This window comes from Christiangramia flava JLT2011 (genome assembly GCF_001951155.1).
GTDB classification, from domain to species: domain Bacteria; phylum Bacteroidota; class Bacteroidia; order Flavobacteriales; family Flavobacteriaceae; genus Christiangramia; species Christiangramia flava.
Genome location: NZ_CP016359.1, coordinates 738,610 through 757,959, shown reverse-complemented (window position 1 = coordinate 757,959; position 19,350 = coordinate 738,610). Strand labels below are relative to the sequence as shown.

General features: G+C 43.5%; 23 protein-coding genes. 12 read left to right on the top strand and 11 right to left on the bottom strand.

Going from position 1 to position 19,350, the window contains the following annotated elements; translation table 11 throughout:
- Nucleotides 1–10: 10 nt before the first annotated feature.
- Both GRFL_RS03010 and GRFL_RS17995 read right to left on the bottom strand, forming a co-directional pair.
- On the bottom strand, nucleotides 11–3,178 hold the full coding sequence (locus GRFL_RS03010) for a SusC/RagA family TonB-linked outer membrane protein (protein ID WP_236995871.1): 3,168 nt from the start codon (nucleotides 3,176–3,178) through the stop codon (nucleotides 11–13).
- A gap of 394 nt (nucleotides 3,179–3,572) precedes the next feature.
- Nucleotides 3,573–3,716 carry a hypothetical protein gene (locus tag GRFL_RS17995; RefSeq protein ID WP_157492992.1) on the bottom strand — a complete coding sequence of 48 codons (144 nt, stop codon included), beginning with the start codon at nucleotides 3,714–3,716 and terminating at the stop codon, nucleotides 3,573–3,575.
- Nucleotides 3,717–3,952: 236 nt separating this feature from the next.
- On the opposite strand from GRFL_RS17995, the gene GRFL_RS03005 reads away from it, so the two are divergent.
- From GRFL_RS03005 to GRFL_RS02990, 4 genes are all read left to right on the top strand, one after another.
- Nucleotides 3,953–4,366 (top strand): HYC_CC_PP family protein, encoded by a 414-nt coding sequence (locus GRFL_RS03005; protein ID WP_083643225.1) that lies wholly within the window; start codon nucleotides 3,953–3,955, stop codon nucleotides 4,364–4,366.
- A 64-nt stretch (nucleotides 4,367–4,430) separates the two neighbouring features.
- Nucleotides 4,431–6,761 (top strand): multicopper oxidase domain-containing protein, encoded by a 2,331-nt coding sequence (locus GRFL_RS03000; RefSeq protein ID WP_083643224.1) that lies wholly within the window; start codon nucleotides 4,431–4,433, stop codon nucleotides 6,759–6,761.
- A gap of 20 nt (nucleotides 6,762–6,781) precedes the next feature.
- Complete coding sequence (locus GRFL_RS02995; RefSeq protein ID WP_083643223.1) at nucleotides 6,782–7,321, top strand: DUF3347 domain-containing protein; 540 nt, start codon at nucleotides 6,782–6,784, stop codon at nucleotides 7,319–7,321.
- Between the two features lie 28 nt (nucleotides 7,322–7,349).
- Complete coding sequence (locus GRFL_RS02990; protein WP_083643222.1) at nucleotides 7,350–7,820, top strand: DUF305 domain-containing protein; 471 nt, start codon at nucleotides 7,350–7,352, stop codon at nucleotides 7,818–7,820.
- Nucleotides 7,821–7,886: 66 nt separating this feature from the next.
- Here GRFL_RS02990 and GRFL_RS02985 read toward each other — a convergent pair whose 3' ends face one another.
- The 3 genes from GRFL_RS02985 to GRFL_RS02975 all read right to left on the bottom strand — a co-directional run bounded on the left by GRFL_RS02985 (nucleotide 7,887) and on the right by GRFL_RS02975 (nucleotide 10,442).
- Nucleotides 7,887–8,132 carry a hypothetical protein gene (locus GRFL_RS02985; RefSeq protein WP_083643221.1) on the bottom strand — a complete coding sequence of 82 codons (246 nt, stop codon included), beginning with the start codon at nucleotides 8,130–8,132 and terminating at the stop codon, nucleotides 7,887–7,889.
- Between the two features lie 67 nt (nucleotides 8,133–8,199).
- On the bottom strand, nucleotides 8,200–9,915 hold the full coding sequence (locus GRFL_RS02980) for a serine hydrolase domain-containing protein (protein ID WP_083643220.1): 1,716 nt from the start codon (nucleotides 9,913–9,915) through the stop codon (nucleotides 8,200–8,202).
- A gap of 98 nt (nucleotides 9,916–10,013) precedes the next feature.
- Nucleotides 10,014–10,442 carry a VOC family protein gene (locus GRFL_RS02975; protein ID WP_083643219.1) on the bottom strand — a complete coding sequence of 143 codons (429 nt, stop codon included), beginning with the start codon at nucleotides 10,440–10,442 and terminating at the stop codon, nucleotides 10,014–10,016.
- Between the two features lie 157 nt (nucleotides 10,443–10,599).
- Between GRFL_RS02975 and GRFL_RS02970 the strand changes: the two genes are divergently transcribed.
- From GRFL_RS02970 to GRFL_RS02950, 7 genes are all read left to right on the top strand, one after another.
- Nucleotides 10,600–11,469, top strand: a complete 870-nt coding sequence (locus tag GRFL_RS02970; RefSeq protein ID WP_083643218.1) for a helix-turn-helix domain-containing protein — start codon at nucleotides 10,600–10,602, stop codon at nucleotides 11,467–11,469.
- A gap of 87 nt (nucleotides 11,470–11,556) precedes the next feature.
- A complete protein-coding gene (locus GRFL_RS18325; RefSeq protein WP_139839195.1) occupies nucleotides 11,557–12,015 on the top strand; it encodes an LbetaH domain-containing protein in 459 nt (152 codons plus the stop codon).
- Nucleotides 11,966–12,109: a DapH/DapD/GlmU-related protein gene (locus GRFL_RS17990; RefSeq protein ID WP_139839194.1), complete on the top strand. Its 144-nt coding sequence runs from the start codon at nucleotides 11,966–11,968 to the stop codon at nucleotides 12,107–12,109. The genes GRFL_RS18325 and GRFL_RS17990 overlap by 50 nt, the downstream gene beginning before the upstream one ends.
- Nucleotides 12,110–12,127: 18 nt before the next feature.
- Nucleotides 12,128–12,667: a cupin domain-containing protein gene (locus tag GRFL_RS02960; RefSeq protein WP_083643217.1), complete on the top strand. Its 540-nt coding sequence runs from the start codon at nucleotides 12,128–12,130 to the stop codon at nucleotides 12,665–12,667.
- A gap of 23 nt (nucleotides 12,668–12,690) precedes the next feature.
- Nucleotides 12,691–13,089: a (R)-mandelonitrile lyase gene (locus GRFL_RS02955; protein ID WP_083643216.1), complete on the top strand. Its 399-nt coding sequence runs from the start codon at nucleotides 12,691–12,693 to the stop codon at nucleotides 13,087–13,089.
- Nucleotides 13,089–13,211: a tautomerase family protein gene (locus tag GRFL_RS18195; protein ID WP_236995870.1), complete on the top strand. Its 123-nt coding sequence runs from the start codon at nucleotides 13,089–13,091 to the stop codon at nucleotides 13,209–13,211. The genes GRFL_RS02955 and GRFL_RS18195 overlap by 1 nt, the downstream gene beginning before the upstream one ends.
- A 129-nt stretch (nucleotides 13,212–13,340) precedes the next feature.
- Nucleotides 13,341–14,198, top strand: coding sequence for an aldo/keto reductase (locus GRFL_RS02950; protein WP_236995869.1), 858 nt, complete (start codon nucleotides 13,341–13,343; stop codon nucleotides 14,196–14,198).
- A gap of 83 nt (nucleotides 14,199–14,281) precedes the next feature.
- Here the strand turns inward: GRFL_RS02950 and GRFL_RS02945 are convergent, their stop codons facing one another.
- The gene (locus tag GRFL_RS02945; protein WP_083643215.1) at nucleotides 14,282–14,893 is read right to left on the bottom strand and encodes a superoxide dismutase; all 612 of its coding nucleotides are present in this window, start codon (nucleotides 14,891–14,893) and stop codon (nucleotides 14,282–14,284) included.
- Between the two features lie 84 nt (nucleotides 14,894–14,977).
- On the opposite strand from GRFL_RS02945, the gene GRFL_RS02940 reads away from it, so the two are divergent.
- Nucleotides 14,978–15,610, top strand: a complete 633-nt coding sequence (locus GRFL_RS02940) for a helix-turn-helix transcriptional regulator (protein ID WP_083643214.1) — start codon at nucleotides 14,978–14,980, stop codon at nucleotides 15,608–15,610.
- A gap of 5 nt (nucleotides 15,611–15,615) precedes the next feature.
- Here the strand turns inward: GRFL_RS02940 and GRFL_RS02935 are convergent, their stop codons facing one another.
- From GRFL_RS02935 to GRFL_RS02915, 5 genes are all read right to left on the bottom strand, one after another.
- Nucleotides 15,616–16,137: a hypothetical protein gene (locus tag GRFL_RS02935; RefSeq protein WP_083643213.1), complete on the bottom strand. Its 522-nt coding sequence runs from the start codon at nucleotides 16,135–16,137 to the stop codon at nucleotides 15,616–15,618.
- Between the two features lie 75 nt (nucleotides 16,138–16,212).
- On the bottom strand, nucleotides 16,213–16,566 hold the full coding sequence (locus GRFL_RS02930) for a nuclear transport factor 2 family protein (protein ID WP_158091605.1): 354 nt from the start codon (nucleotides 16,564–16,566) through the stop codon (nucleotides 16,213–16,215).
- Between the two features lie 31 nt (nucleotides 16,567–16,597).
- A complete protein-coding gene (locus GRFL_RS02925; RefSeq protein ID WP_083643211.1) occupies nucleotides 16,598–17,164 on the bottom strand; it encodes a GNAT family N-acetyltransferase in 567 nt (188 codons plus the stop codon).
- Complete coding sequence (locus GRFL_RS02920) at nucleotides 17,161–18,006, bottom strand: bifunctional transcriptional activator/DNA repair enzyme AdaA (protein ID WP_083643210.1); 846 nt, start codon at nucleotides 18,004–18,006, stop codon at nucleotides 17,161–17,163. The genes GRFL_RS02925 and GRFL_RS02920 overlap by 4 nt, the downstream gene beginning before the upstream one ends.
- Before the next feature lie 121 nt (nucleotides 18,007–18,127).
- Nucleotides 18,128–19,294 carry an alpha/beta hydrolase-fold protein gene (locus GRFL_RS02915; RefSeq protein WP_083643209.1) on the bottom strand — a complete coding sequence of 389 codons (1,167 nt, stop codon included), beginning with the start codon at nucleotides 19,292–19,294 and terminating at the stop codon, nucleotides 18,128–18,130.
- Nucleotides 19,295–19,350: the final 56 nt, after the last annotated feature.

Sequence of the window (19,350 nt, the reverse complement as noted above, 5' to 3'; positions counted from 1 at the left end):
AGTCTTTCTTTTAAAAATTCACATTGATACCTGCAGTATAGATTCGCGGTGAAGGATAACGACCGTTATCGATTCCCGTGAGCAACGCATCCTGGTTGATCGCTCCAACTTCGGGATCGTAGCCGGAATAGTTCGTGAAGGTGTACACATTCTGGAAATTGGTGTAGATCTTGAAACTCAGCAAGCCGAATTTTTTCACAAAATCTCTCGGAAGGTTATAGCCGAAGGAAATATTCTGAATTCTCAGGTAGGAACCGTCTTCCAGGAAGCGGTCACTAAATCGAAAATTCGAGGTCGATGCGGCCGAAGAGGCTGCAATTCTAGGCATATATGGATCTCCGCCCACAATTTCCACGTTGCGATAATCGTTTGGTCCGTTCGGGTCTATCAAATCCAGTTGCGCGTAACCTAGAGCGGATCTCAGAAGATTGGTGTTCTCCCGGGGATTCTCCAAAAATCGTCTCTGGTAGTTCACAATCTCATTTCCGTAGACTCCCGAAAGCTGAATGCTCAGGTCAAAATTCTTATAGCTGAAGGAGTTGTTGATCCCGTAGCTGAAATCTGGTAGCGGATTTCCGATGTAATCGCGATCCTGTTCGTTGATGACCCCGTCATTATTCAGGTCGTCAAAAATGTAATCTCCAATCCACACGCCGTTTTCGCCAATTTCCATCCCTTCCGGAAGCGCTCTTGGTACAACGTCACCATTTTCATCACGATAATAGAAATCTGTAGCCTGTTCAAATCGGCCAATCACCTTATAACCGTAAAACTGGCCAATTGGTTTGCCTACAGCCGTACGGGTGATGATCGTAATATCTGATCCCTGCTGGATGGTACGGTTTAAAATACCGGTTTCCGTAGCAAGGCCTAAAACCTCATTTCGGTTCATGGTAAAGACCAGGTTGGAACGCCAGGTAAAATCATCTGTATCCACATTTACAGTATTCAGCGTAAGTTCAAGCCCGCGATTTTGCAAGGAACCAATGTTCACATATGGAGCGGAAGTGGCCCCGATTCCAGAGGTTCCTGAATAATCTGGATAAGGAGCAAGCAACAATAGATCTTCGGTCTTTTTGGAATACACATCAGCAATAAATTCCAGGCGGTTATTGAACATGTTCAGGTCCAGCCCAATATTGCTCGAATAGGTCGTTTCCCATTTCAGGTCGGGATTGGCGGTGTTGGCAGCTAGTAGCCCGGCACCAAAAGGTGTTGGGGAAGCTGCATAGATCGAGGTGTAGGCGTAATTTGGTACGCTCTGGTTTCCTACCGCACCGTATCCCAGTCTTAATTTCAGGTTATTAATAGTTTCACTGTCTTTCAGGAAATTTTCGTTGGAAAGCTTCCAGGCAAAGGCTGCGGAAGGAAACCATCCCCAGCGATTCTCCTTGGAAAATTTCGAGGAACCGTCATACCGAATTGTAGCGGTTAGCAAATATTTATCCTGAAAAGAATAGAAAGCCCTTGCGAAATAGGAATTCAACGCACTGTTGAAACTGGCGTTCGAGTTCCTTGCTGTGGAAGCATCCCCGGCGTTCAGATCGGTCGCGCCATTGGTAAGGTAACCGGTACGGTAACCATACAGGTTTTCATAGAAAGACTCCTGGAATTCCTGTCCTAAAATGGCATTTACCGTATGATCTTCTCCAAATGTGCGGTCATAAGTAAGCACATTGCGAATGTTGTAATACTTGCTGTAACTTTTCGTACGGGAACCTTCTCGAATATCGTTCACGATCGCTCCGAACTGGTAGGACGGATTAAAGGTGTAGCCGTTGGAAAAACCGTAATCCAGGGAATATTCTGAACGCAGGCTCAAACCTTCCGTAAAATCGATTTCGGCAAAAGCATTGGCACGAATATTCGTGTTTTCGTTCTTATTTTCACGGATCGAAGCCAGTCCTACCGGGTTGTTCTGCGTGAATTCATCAGTTACCGGGCCATCAAAGGAGCCATCAGCATTGCGCACTGCCACATTTGGCGTTTGTCTCAGGGCAGTTAAGATCAGGGACTGATCAGAAAAAGTAGTATTCTGCTTAATATTGCTAAAGGCGAAATTCACCCCCATCTTCAGGTACTCTTTTACTTGAGAATCGAAGACCCCGCGAAGGTTGAAACGGTCAAAAGCAGAACCCAGCGCGATACCTTCCTGGTCCAGGTACCCGGCGCTCATACTGTACGTACTTTTATCGTTACCACCCGCCATCGACAGGTTGTAGCTCTGCATGAAAGCCTGCTGGAACATTTCTTCCTGCCAGTTGGTCCCTTCGCCTAATAATTCCGGCCTGATAAAGTTGGCATCTCGCTGAACGATACCTAGGTCGGAACGCGTGTTTTTCAGGATCGCATATTCCTGTAAGTTTAAAAGCGGAAGATGCTTCGGAATTTCCTGGTAACCTGCATAGGAATTAAAAGTTATGGTAGATTCCCCATTCTGGCCGCGCTTGGTAGTGATCAGGATCACTCCGTTAGCTGCGCGAGAACCATAGATCGCGGTAGCTGAAGCATCTTTCAGAATATCGATGGAAACAATATCGGCGGGGTTGATAGACGAGAAGGCATTCTGCCCATTTTGCCCGGTATTACTGTCTACGATGACTCCGTCAATCACAAAAATTGGCTCATTAGAGCCGGTTATGGAACTAATACCCCGAATCCTGATCGAGGAACTGGCACCTGGGGCTCCACTGTTCTGCTGGATCTGTACTCCGGCCGCACGCCCCTGCAATACCTGGTCTACCGTTGTGGGAACCGATTCCTGTATGGCATCTTCAGAAACCGAAACCACTGCACCGGTCACATCGCTTCTTTTCATTTTTCCGTACCCAATTACCACTACTTCATCGAGAGAGGAAACATCCACTTCCATGGTCGTATTGATCACATTCTGGCTGCCGCTGTTGATCTCCTGCATCTGGTAGCCCACAAAGCTGAATTGTAGCACGGCATTTTCGGGAACCTGGTTAATGGTATAATTCCCATCAAAATCGGTCACCACCCCGTTATCGGTATTTTTCACCTGCACCGTAACGCCGGGAAGCGGGCCGTTATCATCGCGCACGGTCCCGGTCACTGTTCGTTGGGCCATCGCGGTAAAACTCCAAAGGCCCAGCATAACGAGCCAAAGACCAGGCCTTTTGAAGATGGTTTTAATCATAGAATAACTTGTCATCATAAGTTTGTAGCAGTTTAGTTTGTTTTCCTTATTTCGAGATTGAAAACGTTTTCGTAGAGTGAACCGAGATTTAGGAAATCGATTGTGTAACTCCTGAATTGTTAAAATTTTAAGGATTGATAACAAATATATCTGTCGGGGTGGAAATCGTCTAACACATATGTTGCAACTCCCTATCAATTTTGAAGCATTCCTTATGAATACTGGGATTGCTGGTAATTATGAAGCCTTATTCTGTCAAATTTGTAATTTTGAGGCGAAGGAAATGAGATATCCTGAAACAGCAGAATACCTAATTATGGTCTTAAATGCTTGCTGTTTTCACAGAATCGTTTGCGCATAAAAAATCCCGTCGGTAGCGACAGGATTAGAATATTTAGAGCAATATACTTTTTTAAGATTCGGAAGAGTCTTTCTTTTTTGCACCCTTTTCTTTTTTAGAGCTCATAATATCTTTGTCAAAATGCACGCCGTCCCCGTGCATATCTCCAAGCTGGGTGTTTTTTTGCCTTTCGGTTTTTCGATCATGATCTTTCATGGCTTTTTATTTCAATTTAAGGAAGTGAAAGGTTTTTCTAGTGGTATTTACAGAATATAGCTTTAGTTTAACGCTTGTTGATGAAGAAATAACTCCGATAAACCATGAGCGATAATAATTGTTGAAAAACTGTTAAATCACTCACAATGAATTATAAAAGTGAAAGGAAATTACAAAAATTTTAAATTTTATTGGTCTCGGTCCCGGTAAATTTGCACTGGTAAAATGACCAGTTCTTGAGAAAATTAGCCTTACATACCAAGTTATCTTCAGGCCTGCTGGCTTTCATTTTCCTGCTTTCTACTTTTTCATTTACGGCCTATAAGCATTACTGTGGAAATATTTTGGTGGAAACTTCTTTGTTTCTGACTGCTAAAAATTGCTGTGATAATGCAATGCCTGTCAACTGTATGGAAGACACAGCTAATTGCTGCAGTAACAAAATGCTCCAGATACAAGGTCAAAAGGATCTCAAGGATGCAATCTGGTCGGTTTCTCAAATAGCCTCAGTAGGCATTGCTGATCAAGCTTCCGCAGGAAAGCCTCTTTCAGCCGCTTGCTTTGCGGAAGTGACTTTCATAAAACATCTTTTTCCGCCACCTTTACTTCAACAGCCAATTTATCTGGTGAATGAAAGCTTTTTGATTTAATAACCTTTTTCAGAAAGGAAATGACCCATGGTCTTAGTTATTTAAAAATCAAAAGCTTTGAAAAATGAAAACAAAACTATTACTACTTCTATTATTTTTTGCCCTTCAGGTTAAGGCTCAAACGGCCAATGGTTCCGAAGAAAATATCAACAACTGGCCTGTTCACGAATACAATCTAACTATTGATTATGAAACGGTGAATGTTACCGGTAGAAAGGTAAAGGCTATGACCATCAACGGTGGAATCCCCGGGCCGAACCTGGTCTTTACAGAAGGTGAATTTGCGGTGATCAATGTGACCAATAAGATGGATCATGAGACTTCGGTTCACTGGCATGGTCTAATTCTTCCTAATTTCTATGATGGTGTTCCATATTTAACAACTCCACCAATTGAGCCAGGCGAGACTTTTCAGTATAAATTTGCCATTAAGCAGTCTGGAACCTACTGGTATCATTCCCATACCGGCTTACAGGAACAGCGCGGAGTTTATGGGTCTATTCAAATCAACCCGAAAAAGCAGGAGTTAGACTATGACAAGAACCTTGTTTTGGTCCTGTCAGACTGGATGGATGAAGATCCTGCAAGCCAGTTAAAGAATTTAAAACGCGGCAATGAATGGTACCTGATCAAAAAAGGCCAGGTACAAAGCTGGAATAAGATCGTGAGGGAAAAGGCGGTGAAGGCCAAGTTGAAAATGATCTGGCAACGTATGCCCGATTTTGCTATTTCAGATAATTTTTATGATCGCTTTTTTATCAACGGAAAAGCTGTGCAGGAATACCCGCAGTTTGAACCGGGTGAAAAAGTGAGGCTTCGATTTGTTAATGCTTCGGCCGCCAGTTATTACTGGCTCACTTTCGGTGGGAATAATCCCATGTTGGTTTCGGCTGATGGAAAGGATGTGGTACCAGTTGCGCATAATAAAACCCTGATCGGGGTTGCGGAAACCTATGACTTCATTGTCACTATTCCTGAAGACGGAAGCCTTGAAATTCGATCGATGGCGCAGGATGGTTCCGGTTTTGCAACAGCTACTTTAGGGACAGGCCCAGTTCAGAAAGCACCGATAGTTCCAGAGCCAGACCTCATCCAAAAAATGAAGGAGATGATGGCCATGGATATGAAAATGGGCGCTCCGGCATCGAAATTCCGCCCCCGTAGGAACGATTCCATAGAAGTGATGAAAAAATACAGCATGGATATGGGCGAAATGAAAATGCCGATGGGCAAAGCCTCTGAGATGGGCAGCATGAATGATATGAAAGCTGATTCCACTAAAATGGAAAACGGTGAAATGGCTGGGAATAATGAAAAAATGTCGATGAAAAAAGGCTATATGATTCCGGCAGATAAGGTGGTTGGTGATAATATGAAAACTGCAGGAAATCCGGAATTCAATTATAATTATCTGAAATCTCCGGTAAAAACCACTTTTGATGGAGATAAACCAGTGAAAGAAATGTTGTTCAACTTAACCGGTAATATGAACCGGTACGTGTGGAGCATCAATGGGGTGCCTCTTTCAGAAACCGATAAGATTAAGATCGAACAGGGAACGGTCGCTCGGATCACGCTGAATAACCTCACCATGATGCATCATCCCATGCATTTGCATGGCCATTTTTTCCGTGTTTTAAATGAAAATGGGGAATATTCTCCATTGAAACATACGGTAAATGTGGCGCCAATGCAGAAAGTGGTGATCGAGTTCGATGCAAGTGAAACTGGAGACTGGTTCTTTCACTGTCATATTCTTTACCATCTCAATAGCGGGATGGCCCGGATCTTTAGTTATGACACTCCCCGAGATGAACGGATGAAGGAACATGCGCTTTCCACTTTGACTACCGAAGCGAACCATTTGTACAGTTGGGGCGAGATTACTGCGGCAAGTCATATGACCGAACTTTACGCAACTGCGACCAACATCCGGAACCAGTTTAGCTTTGCAGGTGAGCTGGGCTGGAATAAAAATATGGAAGCTGAAGTGACCTACGAACGCTATCTGAATGATTATTTCAGGCTATTTGGAGGGGTCAACGTAGAGAATGAAATGGAAGATTCCCTGGAAGACCTGGAAACTGTAGCTATTGGCGGAGTGCGATACTTACTGCCCCTATTGATCAATTCCGAAGTGCGTATAGATAGTAAACTGCGCCCACAAATCGGTCTTTTCAAAGAGACCTTGATTTTTCCACATATCGCCGTGTACGGGGAATATGAATATCAAATGGATTTTGGCTGGGGAAATGATTTGGAAAACGGCGTAAATTATCAATCAGAAACTACCTGGCAGGTTGGTCTGGAATACATTTTTGCACGGAATTTTGCGCTGGTAGGCAGTTACGATAACCGATTTGGATTTGGAGGCGGAATTTCCGCATTATTTTAATACTAACTAAAAAGAGAAATATGAAACGAATTCTAGTGATTGCAGGCGTACTGCTGAGTCTAACGGCCTGCAAGTTTGGAGAAGAAAATCAGTCAGTGAAGATTGATACCCCAAAAGAGATCAAGCAAAAGGAAAAAACCACGGCTGATGTTGCCGACCAGGATTTTAAAGATGGAATGACCGGGAAGGTTTTTCACAATTACCTGGAGATTAAAATGGCACTGGGGAATGAAGATCCGGGACAGGTTTCAGATGTAGCCAAAAGTATGGCTGCCAGTTTCGAGACAGAAAGACCTGAACTGAAGCAGCTGGCGACGGAACTCTCTGAAGCTTCAGAAATTCAAGAACAACGACGCATTTTTGCAGAATTTACCAGCAAGGCGGGAGATATGTTCGAGGAGGCTCTTTCCGGGGGGACTATTTACAGGAAATTTTGCCCGATGGCTTTTAATAATGAAGGCGCCTACTGGTACGCCGATGTAGAAAAGGATACCAATCCTTACTTCGGCTCAAAAATGCCTGAATGCGGTGCCGTTGAGAAAACCATCACTAAAAAATAAGCGAAACTACTAACCAAAATCAAAAAAAATGAATTCACAAAAAGGTGCCAATTATGGCAAGTTTTTTCTCATGCTACTACTGTCGTTCATCGCAATGTACATTGTGATGTACCTCAATACCTATGAATTTGATCATGTTTATTTCAGTTTAACAAGGCTTTATATGACCTGCCTGGGAATAGCGGCTATGGCGGTGATCATGCTTTCGCTCATGCTGGGGATGTATAAAAACCAGAAAAAAAACCTGGCGATCTATGCTGGGAGTTTTTTGCTATTTATCAGCGCATTGTACCTGGTTCGGGCGCAAAAACCTATCGGGGATATTTTATATATGAAAGCTATGATCCCGCACCATTCTATTGCAATCATGACCAGTAAACGAGCAGATCTCAAGGATCCTGAAACCAAAAAACTGGCGGAAGAGATCATTGAGGCGCAGAAACGGGAAATTGCCCAAATGAAGAAGATCATTTACCGGTTGGAAAATGAAGAGAAATAAAAAGGCATAGAATCATTGCAAAGCGGGGGTGTTCGAATGGATTACTCCGCTTTGCAGTTTTCGGAACTATTTTTTCTCATCAGCTCTACGGGTCAGCACAAAATAGATCACGTAGAACCAGCTAAAAATGCCGTGGATGACGGCCCATAAAACCGACTTGTTTCGTTCCCATGACGTGACCGCAGCAATCACACTACCCAGGCTAATCCCATTGGTAATCACGGTTCTTGTGGTTTCTGAATCTATACGTTCCTGGCTGTAGGCCTGCGCAAATACTAATAGAAAGACCAGGATAAAATTTACTTTTTTCATAGTGAATGATTGATAGTGGATCAAGGAAATCGTATTAAAAGATAAGATTTTCCGCGTAATTCTGAGGTTATTTGCAAATATTCGTGACTGCTGCTGTTTCCTGGATCAGCTCGTCGATATCCAGATCATGCTCGTCTAAAAACCGGAATAGGATGACATCATTTGGCAGAAAAACAATGTAATTTTCTCCAAACCCAAGCATATAAGTGACATCGAATGCACATTTTTGAGAGGTGATTTTTTTAGACCAGAACGAATGCCGGTAATGGGAACCGCGGTAATCTCCAGAAGTGGCATATCCCGGCCATTCATTTTTAGAAAAAATCTGCTGCACTTTATCTTTATTCAGCAGCTGCCGATCCTTATAACGCCCCTCGTTTGCAAACAGCAAAGCGATCTTTGCAGCTTCGTCCAGGTTTGGTAAAGCGCCGTAGGCTAGGATCGGGATCGCTGTCTTTCCGGGTTCTTCTATGGTGTGTAATACCGAAAAGTTTTCTGCCTGCATGGGTTTTAACACATTTTCTTCCACCAGTTTCCAATAGCTTTCTTCAGAATTTTCCTTTTCTGAGACATATTGCTGAAGGGCATAGGAGAGCACAAAAAGGTTGGTGGAGGCATAATGGAACTTTTCCCCGGGCAGGGGAGGTGCGTCACCCAATTCCGCGATCTTTGCAATAGCTGCTTCCGCAGTTTTTGGCGCGATCAGTGTTTCAAAAAGCCGGGCGGCATCCTCACCGGCATTGGTTCCGGTAACCATATTCAGCGTATGCGAAAAAGTCACCCCTTTCCATTCTTCTTTAGTGGCCAAAGGGGGAACATAATCGGTAATCAGTTCGTCAAAAATCGCTTCTCCATATCGTTCCGCAAAATATAGCAGTGCGAGTGCACCGGCCATACTTTTAGTGACCGAATAAAGCCCGTGCCGCATCTCTTCGGGATAAGGATAGTTGCCGTGCCGGGTTTTTGGAGGGTGAAGGTATATCCTGCCGTCGTGATAGATCGCTCCAAGGCTGGTTGGCGTATTGGTGCTTCGGAAGGTATCGAAATACGAGGCAATTCTCCCTGATTGATCGAGCTTTTTTAACGGAAGAATCGGGATTTTAGAGGCTTGCCTTTTTTGAAAATTTTCGATAATAATAACGGAGTCTTCATTTTTTTGAGGCAGGAATGTGGCGGGTATCATTCCACTGATATTTCCAAGTTGCTGATCATCGATATCTGCAGTTTCCTGGCTGCACTGAACACAAACCGGGCTGATAGTATCTTTTTGATAAACAAAAGTTGCCACGCAGTTCCGGGCCTGGCCAACCCAGCGATCAGTAAGCGTGAGCGGAAAGGAAGCGCGATCCCATGCTCCATCTCCTTCCTCGTGCCAGATTTTACCGGTTCCCACAACCACATCCCAATAGCTGGAACTGTTCGTTTGGGTGCTGATCTTTTGCTGCTGAAGGGGAATCAGTTTGTTTTGATAACTGGTAAATCCAATTGGGAATGATGGAAAAAGATTTTCTCCCGGATAATATTCCTTGGCCTTTGGAAAATTAAGGACAGCCTCTGATAAACTGATTGTGCCTGAAAATGATTCTTTTGCCGGGCTGGCCCAGGAGGGTTGGGCAAAAAAGCTCATATCCAGCAATTCCTGGGCATCGCCTTTTAGTAATTCGGAAACCAAAAGTTTGGTGCGAGGTTGTTCCAGGATCTCGCCTTCCCAACTTTCTGGCTGATGCTCGCATCCCCAGATTAAAATGCATAAGAATGTGATAAGGTAGTGCTGTTTGAACATAGCAACCGGTTTAGCCGATTCAATTACCAGACGTTCATACCCTGAAAATGTTACAATTTTGGGTTGCTTTTGTGCTTTTTAAAGAAGCTAGAAAGGTATTATTTGGTACTATAATCGATCATCCATTCAATTCCGAATCGATCCCTGAACATCCCGAAATAAGAACCCCACGGGCTATCGTCCATCGGCATTTCCACAACACCACCTTTCGAAAGCCCTTCAAACAACCTGTTGGCCTCTTCCTTACTTTCCGCCGTAATGCTTATTTTACTTCGATTTTCATTTTCATTCACCGTTCCCAGGCTGGGAGGAACGTCGCTGGCCATCAAGATATCGTGTTCTCCAATAGGTAGTGCGATGTGCATGATTTTATCGCCAATTTCTGCCGGAATAGGGTATTCAGGATTTGGAGGCATATCTTTAAATCTAGCCAGGGAGACGAATTCTCCGCCGAATACCGATTTGTAAAACTGGAAGGCCTCTTCGGCGTTCCCATTATAATGAAGGTAGGGATTGATCTTTGCCATAATTTTTGACTGGATTAGGAAATTGTTTAATGAATTCGCAGCTTTGATAAAGCCATCTAAATTTACATCTTTTTGGCTTTGATCGGATTCAATGGTCTACTGAAAATACCTCAGTACACTCGTTTTTTTTAGGTTTGAATTTCTTATTTTTGAAAGGATGAGAGAAATTCCGAAAAGATCGATATCTGAATTCAATAGCAAGCTGAAACTTAAAGGATTCAATGTATTTCAGATCGAAGCCGATGGCAACGCGACCAAAGTGTATAGCAGGAAAGATTTTTATAAGATCTGCCTGACCACCGGAAAATCCAAAATCCATTATTCCGATCGTAGCTTTGAAGCTGAAGGAACCATTTTATTCTTCGGAAACCCGCATGTGCCATATTCCTGGGAAACGCTTTCTACGGAATATGTGGGGTATACCTGCCTTTTTTCAGAAGAATTCTGGAATGCTTCGCCACGGGCTGAAAGTTTGCAGAATTCTCCGCTTTTTAAACTCGGTGGAACACCCATTCTCGAAATTTCCGCGGAACAGCGCGACTTTTTAAATAGCCTGTTTGAGCGGATGATCAACGAGCAACAGTCTGATTACCAGTTTAAAGACGATCTTATTCGTGATTATATCAACCTGATCCTGCACGAATCTTTGAAACTGGAACCTTCAAAGAATTACGATCAGAAGAAAAGCGCGGCTGAAAGGCTCACTTCGGTATTTCTCGAACTCCTGGAAAGGCAATTTCCCATTGAGAGTCCTGAACAGCCACTTAGTTTGCGAACACCGGCTGAATTTGCCAATAGTCTAGCTGTGCACACCAATTACCTGAACAGGGTCGTGAAACAGGTGACGGGAAAAACAACTTCGCAACATATTTCAGAAAGGATCACCACCGAAGCCAAGGCCATTCTTACCAATACCAGCTGGAATACCGCTGATGTGGCCTACGCGCTGGGTTTTGAATATCCAACTTACTTCAATAACTTTTTTAAAAAGCAAACAGGTAACAGCCCTACGATGTTAAGGAAATAATAAGGTTTGAAAACCTTAACCTGAGGTTTGATATTCATTATAAAGACGCTCCTGTTCGAGCTATCTTTGTTTTACTAAAAAATGAAGATGCGAGCCAATATTTTTGAAAGGTTATTAGCAGGGGAAACGATCGATTTCCATGATCCAGATTATGCTGAAATTAGGAATGCCTGTGATGAAACCCGGAAGGCTGTCGTGACTTTAAACAACGCAACGGAACCGCTTGAAATCCGGAAGATTTTTGAAAAAGTGATCGGTGTCGGAATTGACGAAACCACCACGCTGTATCCACCGTTTTTTGTGAATTACGGTAAGAATATAAAGCTTGGAAAGCGGGTTTTTATCAATGCAGCCTGTTCATTCCTGGACCTGGGCGGAGTCGTGATTGAAGATGATGTGATGATTGGGCCCAAAGTGAATGTACTTTCGGAAGGGCATCCAACTGGTATTTCGAACCGTAAGCAATTGACTCCCGGTCGCATTCTCATCAGGCAGAATGTGGATTGGCGCGGGTGCCACTATATTAGCGGGTGTGGAAATTGGTGAAAATGCTGTTGTGGCCGCGGGTTCAGTAGTCACCGAAAATGTTCCGCCGAACGAGATAGTGGGCGGTACCCCTGCAAAATTCATCAAAAGCTAATCAATTAAACACTAACGTATGAATACAAGGAGATTTATTGGAACATTTTGCATCCTGGCTTTACTAAGTTGTAACGAGAAAACTTCAGAAAGTGCTTCTGAAAATAGCTCAGGAGAAGGAATTACCAATCAGGAACCTGTAAGAACGAATCCGGAAAAAGGGGATGTGGATTTTATCTTTCCGAAAGGCGAACAGGGGCCTGAAGAGAATTTTACCGGGAAAGCCTTCCATTATGCGATGGTGATGCCAGATTCCACTTATACAACGGCGGTGGGAAATGTGTATTTTGAACCTGGCGCTCGCAGCAACTGGCATTCTCATCCCGGTGGCCAAATTCTCATTATTACAGATGGTGTAGGTTACCACCAATTGGAAGGGAAACCGGTGGATACCATTCGCAAAGGGGATGTGATCAAATGCCCGCCGAATTTGAATCACTGGCATGGCGCCAGCGCAGAAAAGGGTCTTCAGCAAATATACCTTGTTCCGAATACCGAAAAAGGCATTGTTGATTGGAAGGAAGCTGTAACGGAAGAAGAATATCCCCAATCAAAATAAGAAAATCATTAAATCAAAAGCTTGTGGAAATTACCAGAAATAAAGACCTGGAGTCAGTCATTCCGCCTGAAGATTATTTTACAGGGAATGTGCGACTGGACCCATTATTTGGTCAGAAAGAAACTATTACGAAAGCCGCTGCGGCGATGGTCACTTTTGAACCCGGAGCTCGAACAGCCTGGCATACGCATCCATCGGGGCAGACCTTACTTATTACTTCAGGTTTGGGATGGGTGCAGCGGGAAGGTGGACCAGTAGAGGAAGTTGCCCCTGGAGATGTTGTGTGGTTTCCGCCTAACGAAAAACACTGGCATGGAGCTTCTCCAAATAAAGCGATGAGTCATATCGCGATCCAGGAGGAAAAAGACGGAAAGGTGGTTGAATGGCTGGAAAAGGTTTCAGATGAGCAATACCGTCGTTAATGCCACATTTTGAGATCAAACTGCTTGCCGGAAAATCTGAGGAGCAAAAACAGGAACTGGCCAGCGAGCTGGTAAAAACTGCACAAGATGCCTTGGTTATGGAGAAGAATCTTTTTCCGTGAGCATTCGGGACTATAGCCTGGAGGAATGGAAAAATGAAATCTATCCTGGAATCTTGGAAACGAAAGAGACCTTATTTAAAAAACCTGGTTATAAAATGTAGCCTTATGATGACTAATTAAAAATTGCAAATGATGATTTTAGCAGAAACTTATACACTTAATAACGGAGTAAAAATTCCAAAACTCGCTTTAGGTACCTGGATGATTGAAAATGGCCGGGTTGGTAAAGCCGTGGAAGAAGCGGTTCAATTGGGTTATCGCCATATCGATACCGCGCAGGCCTATCAAAATGAAGATGGAGTAGGAGCAGGTATCAAAGCCTGCGGAGTGGATAGAAAAGAACTATTTATCACTACCAAACTGGCGGCCGAAGTCAAGGATTATGAAGGGGCTAAAAAGGCTATCGACGAATCTTTGAAAAAACTTGACCCGGAATATATTGACATGATGATCATCCATAGTCCGCAGCCATGGCAGCATTTTAGGGACGGAGATTATTTTGAAGGCAACCTGGAAGCCTGGAAAGCCTTGGAAGAAGCCTACAAATCTGGAAAATTAAGAGCCATAGGACTCTCCAATTTTCAGCAGAAGGATATTGAAAATATTCTGAAAAACGGCACAGTAAAACCCGCGGTAAACCAAATCCTGGCTCATATTGGTAGAACTCCTTTCCAGTTGATGGATTTTGCGAATGAAAACGGGATGCTTACGGAAGCCTATTCGCCAATTGGTCACGGAGTGTTATTGAAACATGAAGAAGTGAGTAAGATGGCTGAGAAATATGGGGTCAGCGTGCCACAGCTGGCGATTCGCTATACGCTGCAACTTGGACTGCTGCCTCTTCCTAAAACCGCTAATCCGGAACATATGAAAGCAAACGCTGCTGTAGATTTTGAAATTTCCGAAAATGATATGGAGATTTTGAAAGCTGTTGAGGAGATTAAAGACTATGGAGAGGCCAATAAAATGCCAGTTTTTGCCAATTAATTTGGTGAGAATGTAAAAATTAAAAGGACGTCCATGACGTCCTTTTTTTTATGATCCCAAAATTCAGGATCTGACTTTAAAACTTATTTTTTCGCTGCAGAAAAACGTTTTTCCACTTCAGTCCAGTTCACGATATTCCAGAAAGCACTGATGTAATCAGGGCGTTTGTTCTGGTAGTTCAGGTAATAGGCATGTTCCCAAACATCCAGTCCCAGAATTGGCGTGCCTTTTTCTTCCGCGACATCCATTAACGGGTTATCCTGGTTTGGCGTAGCAGTTACTTTCACCTTATTCTCCTTATCCACGATCAGCCAGGCCCAACCTGAACCAAATTGCGTAGCAGCAGCTTTTTCAAATTCCTGTTTGAAAGCTTCGAATGATCCGTAACTGGCTTCGATAGCTTCGGCTAATGCTCCACTGGGTTTTCCGCCGCCTTCCGGGCTTAAAATCGTCCAGAAAAGGCTGTGGTTGTAAAAACCACCACCGTTATTCCTGATCGCCGGTGAAAGGGAGGAAACTCTTGCAAAAAGATCTTCCAACTTGATGCCATCATAGTCGCCATCTTCCAATGCGGTATTTAATTTATTGGTATATCCCTGGTGATGCTTGGAATGGTGAATTTCCATGGTCTCCGCATCGATATGTGGAGCAAGTGCATCATAGGAATAAGGTAATTCTGGCAAATTAAATTTCATAGCTAATTTTTTAGTGTTAGACTTTTACTTACCTTACGAATATACTACATTTACCTAATAAACCAAATAAACACTTTGTTTATTATGAATAATTTAATAGATGATCAGGAAAAGGCCTTGCAGATTCTTAAAAACAAGGGTGAAATCACCATCAAAGAACTTGCTGAATTATTAGGAATTACCACGGAAGGGGCTCGTTTCCAGATTATGAAATTAGATTCTAATGGCTTGGTAAAGTCGGAAAACCGCTCGAAGGGAAGGGGCCGCCCGAAACAATTTTGGTCCTTGACCGCTAAAGGTCATTCCCGTTTTCCTGATGCTCATGCTGAAATGACCGTAAAGCTTATTGAAAAGATCAGGACCAGGTATGGTGAAGCCATGTTGGAAGAGGTAATTAATGCTACGAGTGCTGATAACCGCGCGAATTATTCCAGACAGATCACGACAAATGATTCCCTGAGTTCCAAAGTGGAAAAACTGGCGGCGATTCGCGACCGGGAAGGATATATGGCCAAGGCCAGGGAGCAGGAAGATGGAAGTTTTCTACTCGTTGAAAATCACTGTCCCATTTGTTCTGCTGCGAAAGTTTGCCAGGGTTTTTGCAGGGCTGAACTGCAAACCTTTCGCGAAGTCCTGGGCGAAAATGTGGAGGTAGAGCGTGTGGAGCACATCCTATCCGGGGCCCGGCGGTGTGCCTATGTCGTGAAAGAAAAATAGGATATCTACTGGACCCTGTGCCAGTGGTTGCTGAGAAACGGACTAAAATTGCTGCCGTCCATCGCGATTTCAAAAAACTCCCTGAATTCGTTTTCTGAAAGTTTTTCAATCGTTAATCGCGCAACCCAATTACCTGGATTATTTTCAATTTCCCGGGTGACGAAAACAAGCTTTTCCGCGGAAGATTCTGCAGTATCCAATACGAAGATATTGGTGAAATTCTCAATATTGAAAGACCTGTAGACGACCTCCTCGCGATTGCTATTATAACTGAAGATCCCAATATCCCGATGGACTTCACCCCGGGGTTTTTTCTCAGACTTCGGAAAAGTGGACTGATTTTTCTCCATTATATAATGGGCGCCCAGTTCGAAGGTATACGTTCTGTATCCAATGCCTTCGCCAGCCACACCATTTTCAACTCCCTGCCAGTTTCCGATCAAAAATTCGAAATCCTGCCAAACCTCCTGGGAATAGCCCGAAATTATACTAAAAATGCTGAATAATGCGAATAAATAGTGCTTCATGTTGAATCTTAAAAGTGAGTAAAACTAAGGTTTTTTACAGAATTTGAAACGACTTCAGGTAAACTGCCGAAAGCGTTACTGCAACATTCTTTCCTGCCTGATTTCACCAATATGATAATGTGCAATAATTTTTTGAATGTTGCCATTTTCCAGGTAATACCATTCACTCACTTCCAGTTTAAAATCTTTTCCTTGCCTGGCGATATATCGAACGCATGCTCGGTTTTCCTCATAAATCTCGTCTTCGATCTGGAATTCGTAACCCAGGAATTTATCCTGATTATGTTCTACCAGTTCCAGATAGGCATTTTTGCCTTCAATTGTTCCAAAAGGGCTCGTGTGGCTAAACTCTTTGCTAAGCGGTAATTCCCGAAATTTCCCTTTTTCCCATTTTTCAAACCAGGTCCTGATAATTTCTTCCGTAGTCATAATTGGCTTATTTGGAATCATGGTCTTCAATTTAGGTAATTCCGGCAGGTTTTTCCGAGACTTGTGAGTCGCTGAACATCTTTTTCTGAAGGTCGATCTCAAAAAGACAGGCAGGAACGCCCTGATAATGGGCAGGAAGCTGATCGGTATTCTGAAGGTTAAACATTCCCAAAAATTCAAATCCAGCGGCGGTATAATGCTCGATCAGTTTTAGGTTGTTTCCCAGCGTATCCAGTCGCACAAAACGCCGGCCGGTCTCCAAAGCATAATTCTTCGCCCAGGCCACAATGACTTTCACAAAGTTGTGACCTCTGAATTTTGGCTTTGTGGCGATACGGTGAATATAGAGGGAAATCTCGTTATCCTTTTCTTCCCATATCTGCTCGTCAGAAAAAGTAATGGCCCAGACGCAGGCGATCTCGCCGTCGATCAGCAATTTCCATTGCCTTTTTTCCCGAATTTCCCTCTCAACCAGGCTTCTTTCAAATTCTGGCCAGACCACCACCGTTTTCTTGGCTTTTTGATAGGCCGAAGCTTCACTATATAGTTGAAAAATTTCTGCCATATCTCCGGAATGGCTATGTAAGATCGTTCTCATAATTCGGTTTTTTGTGTGGCCTCCCAGCCGATGATCGCTGTTTTTCGGGTTTGGTTCCAGCGATAGCCGCCCATTTCGCCAGTAGATTTAATGACTCGGTGACAGGGAATTATATAAGCGACCGGGTTCTTTCCTATCGCATTACCAACTGCCCGCGAAGAAGATGGTTTTTCGATCATATTCGCCACCAGATTATAGGAAACCAGTGAAGCCTGCGGAATTTTTAACAGCGCCTCCCATACTTTCAATTGAAAGGCAGTTCCTTTCAGATGGATCTTGATCTCGGAAATATCTTCAGAATCCTGGCTGAAAATTTTTAGTGCATTCTGCTGAATTTCATCCGGAGCCTGCCGAAAACTCGCCTTAGGAAATTCCGTGTTTAACAGTTTTAAAGCGGCCTCAGGTGTGCCTTCATAAAACGATAGCAAGCAAATTCCCTTTTTCGTGGAGGCAATCAGCAGCCTGCCAAATCGGGTTTTTGAAAACTGGTAGTTGATCGCCAGTTTTTCCCCGCCATTCTTATATTCTGCCGGAGACATCCCCTCGATTTTCACGAACAGGTCGTGAAGGCGGCTGGTCCCGGAAAGACCGGTTTGATAGGCCGTATCGAAAAGCGATTCATTTTGAGCAAGCTTCTCCTTGGCAAATTGCAAACTAACGTACTGCAGGAATTTTTTCGGACTCGTACCAGCCCAGTCGCTGAACATTTTCTGAAAATGAAAGGGGCTTAATCCCACATGCCGGGCGATCTCATCCAGTCCCGGCTGCTGCCTGAAATGCTGCCGGATGTAGGTGATCGCCTTGGCGATCCTGTCATAATTGTACTGCTGTGCGTCGTCCATAGAAAATCGTTACGCTGCAAATTTCGATGATATTCCAGTTTCGTGAAATCTGAATCTTGCGATTTTTGGCAAAATGGCTTAAACCAATTTTCCCTGAAGTAGGCTTTTCGTGGAAGGAAGCTTATTTTTTCAACTTCTCGATCTGCATTCGGGCATGTTCATTTTCAGGGTTTAGCTGAAGCGATTGCTGATAGTTTTCCAATGCCTTTTCAGAATTCCCGAAATTCGCGTAAGCTTCCGCCAGGCTGTCGAAGGCATTATAAGATTCGGGATAATTCTGTGTATTCATCCTGAAAAATTCCAGGGCTTGCGCTTTTTCAGTTTCATTATTACTGCGAAGTTTATTATAGCCTAACTGGTTCACGAGGTTTTCAGGAGGAAGGAATTCGGAAGAAAGTCGGTTGGAAATTTCAGTAAAATGTTCCTGGAGTTGTTTGGGATTGATCACTTCCCGGTAAGTGATTCCGTAACCATCAAAAATCGCAGAAATCCCTTTATAAAATGCGATTGGCGGAACCGATGCGTGGTTTTCGTTTTCGAAATACTCCAGTTGAACGGGGAATTCTTCTTCGCTTAAACGGTGCAACGATTCAAAGAAACGAACATGACGGTCGCGGTTGGTAATATTGCGCTTGCCCCAATTGGCCGTGGCGATATACAGGTAGCGTTGAAAGGATTCCGGAGAGAAATTGGCCAGTTTTTGGTCCATAACAGCGGAATCCCAGGTGCCAAAACTGGGATCTATAGCCAGGAATGCCTTGAAAGCGCTCGTGGGCTGCAAATAGGCGTGGGTCGTCAAGAGTCCGCCAAGAGAATGGCCAAAGAGTATTCGATAATCTGAGGTGCGGTAATTTTGGTCCAGTTCCGGGATAAGTTCTTCTTCCAGAAAACGCAGAAATTTTTTGCCGCCACCCGAGTTGTTTTCACGAACGGTCACAATTTTATCAGGAGTATAATCCCTTCTGCGGTCCACATTCGGAATGCCCACTACGATCATTTCTGGAATCTTCCAACTCCTGTACCGGTCGGAACTCATGTAATTCACCATTCCGCTGATCGATTGAAAGTGAATGTTTCCATCCAGAATAACTAAAATTGGATATTTTTTATAGGTAGAATTTTCGTTGGCATAAGAATCTGGCAGGCTGATCCAGTATTCGCGGTCTTCCTCTAAAATAGTGGAATGTAACTGGTGTTTTTCCCCGATTACGATCTGGCTGTTTTCCTGGGCATTAAATTGATTGATACCCATGAACAATACTAATAGCAACAAGAATTTTTGATCCATTGAATGGAATTTGGTGGATTAAGGCTGTTAAATTATTGAAATTTCAACAAATTTCA

Bases quoted from the DNA above. Each gene is read 5' to 3' on its own strand.
- GRFL_RS03010 (WP_236995871.1), bottom strand. From the start codon at position 3,178: ATGATGACAAGTTATTCTATGATTAAAACCATCTTCAAAAGGCCTGGT.
- GRFL_RS17995 (WP_157492992.1), bottom strand. From the start codon at position 3,716: ATGAAAGATCATGATCGAAAAACCGAAAGGCAAAAAAACACCCAGCTT.
- GRFL_RS03000 (WP_083643224.1), top strand. From the start codon at position 4,431: ATGAAAACAAAACTATTACTACTTCTATTATTTTTTGCCCTTCAGGTT.
- GRFL_RS02995 (WP_083643223.1), top strand. From the start codon at position 6,782: ATGAAACGAATTCTAGTGATTGCAGGCGTACTGCTGAGTCTAACGGCC.
- GRFL_RS02990 (WP_083643222.1), top strand. From the start codon at position 7,350: ATGAATTCACAAAAAGGTGCCAATTATGGCAAGTTTTTTCTCATGCTA.
- GRFL_RS02985 (WP_083643221.1), bottom strand. From the start codon at position 8,132: ATGAAAAAAGTAAATTTTATCCTGGTCTTTCTATTAGTATTTGCGCAG.
- GRFL_RS02980 (WP_083643220.1), bottom strand. From the start codon at position 9,915: ATGTTCAAACAGCACTACCTTATCACATTCTTATGCATTTTAATCTGG.
- GRFL_RS02975 (WP_083643219.1), bottom strand. From the start codon at position 10,442: ATGGCAAAGATCAATCCCTACCTTCATTATAATGGGAACGCCGAAGAG.
- GRFL_RS02970 (WP_083643218.1), top strand. From the start codon at position 10,600: ATGAGAGAAATTCCGAAAAGATCGATATCTGAATTCAATAGCAAGCTG.
- GRFL_RS18325 (WP_139839195.1), top strand. From the start codon at position 11,557: ATGCGAGCCAATATTTTTGAAAGGTTATTAGCAGGGGAAACGATCGAT.
- GRFL_RS17990 (WP_139839194.1), top strand. From the start codon at position 11,966: ATGTGGATTGGCGCGGGTGCCACTATATTAGCGGGTGTGGAAATTGGT.
- GRFL_RS02960 (WP_083643217.1), top strand. From the start codon at position 12,128: ATGAATACAAGGAGATTTATTGGAACATTTTGCATCCTGGCTTTACTA.
- GRFL_RS18195 (WP_236995870.1), top strand. From the start codon at position 13,089: ATGCCACATTTTGAGATCAAACTGCTTGCCGGAAAATCTGAGGAGCAA.
- GRFL_RS02950 (WP_236995869.1), top strand. From the start codon at position 13,341: ATGATGATTTTAGCAGAAACTTATACACTTAATAACGGAGTAAAAATT.
- GRFL_RS02945 (WP_083643215.1), bottom strand. From the start codon at position 14,893: ATGAAATTTAATTTGCCAGAATTACCTTATTCCTATGATGCACTTGCT.
- GRFL_RS02940 (WP_083643214.1), top strand. From the start codon at position 14,978: ATGAATAATTTAATAGATGATCAGGAAAAGGCCTTGCAGATTCTTAAA.
- GRFL_RS02935 (WP_083643213.1), bottom strand. From the start codon at position 16,137: ATGAAGCACTATTTATTCGCATTATTCAGCATTTTTAGTATAATTTCG.
- GRFL_RS02930 (WP_158091605.1), bottom strand. From the start codon at position 16,566: ATGACTACGGAAGAAATTATCAGGACCTGGTTTGAAAAATGGGAAAAA.
- GRFL_RS02925 (WP_083643211.1), bottom strand. From the start codon at position 17,164: ATGAGAACGATCTTACATAGCCATTCCGGAGATATGGCAGAAATTTTT.
- GRFL_RS02920 (WP_083643210.1), bottom strand. From the start codon at position 18,006: ATGGACGACGCACAGCAGTACAATTATGACAGGATCGCCAAGGCGATC.
- GRFL_RS02915 (WP_083643209.1), bottom strand. From the start codon at position 19,294: ATGGATCAAAAATTCTTGTTGCTATTAGTATTGTTCATGGGTATCAAT.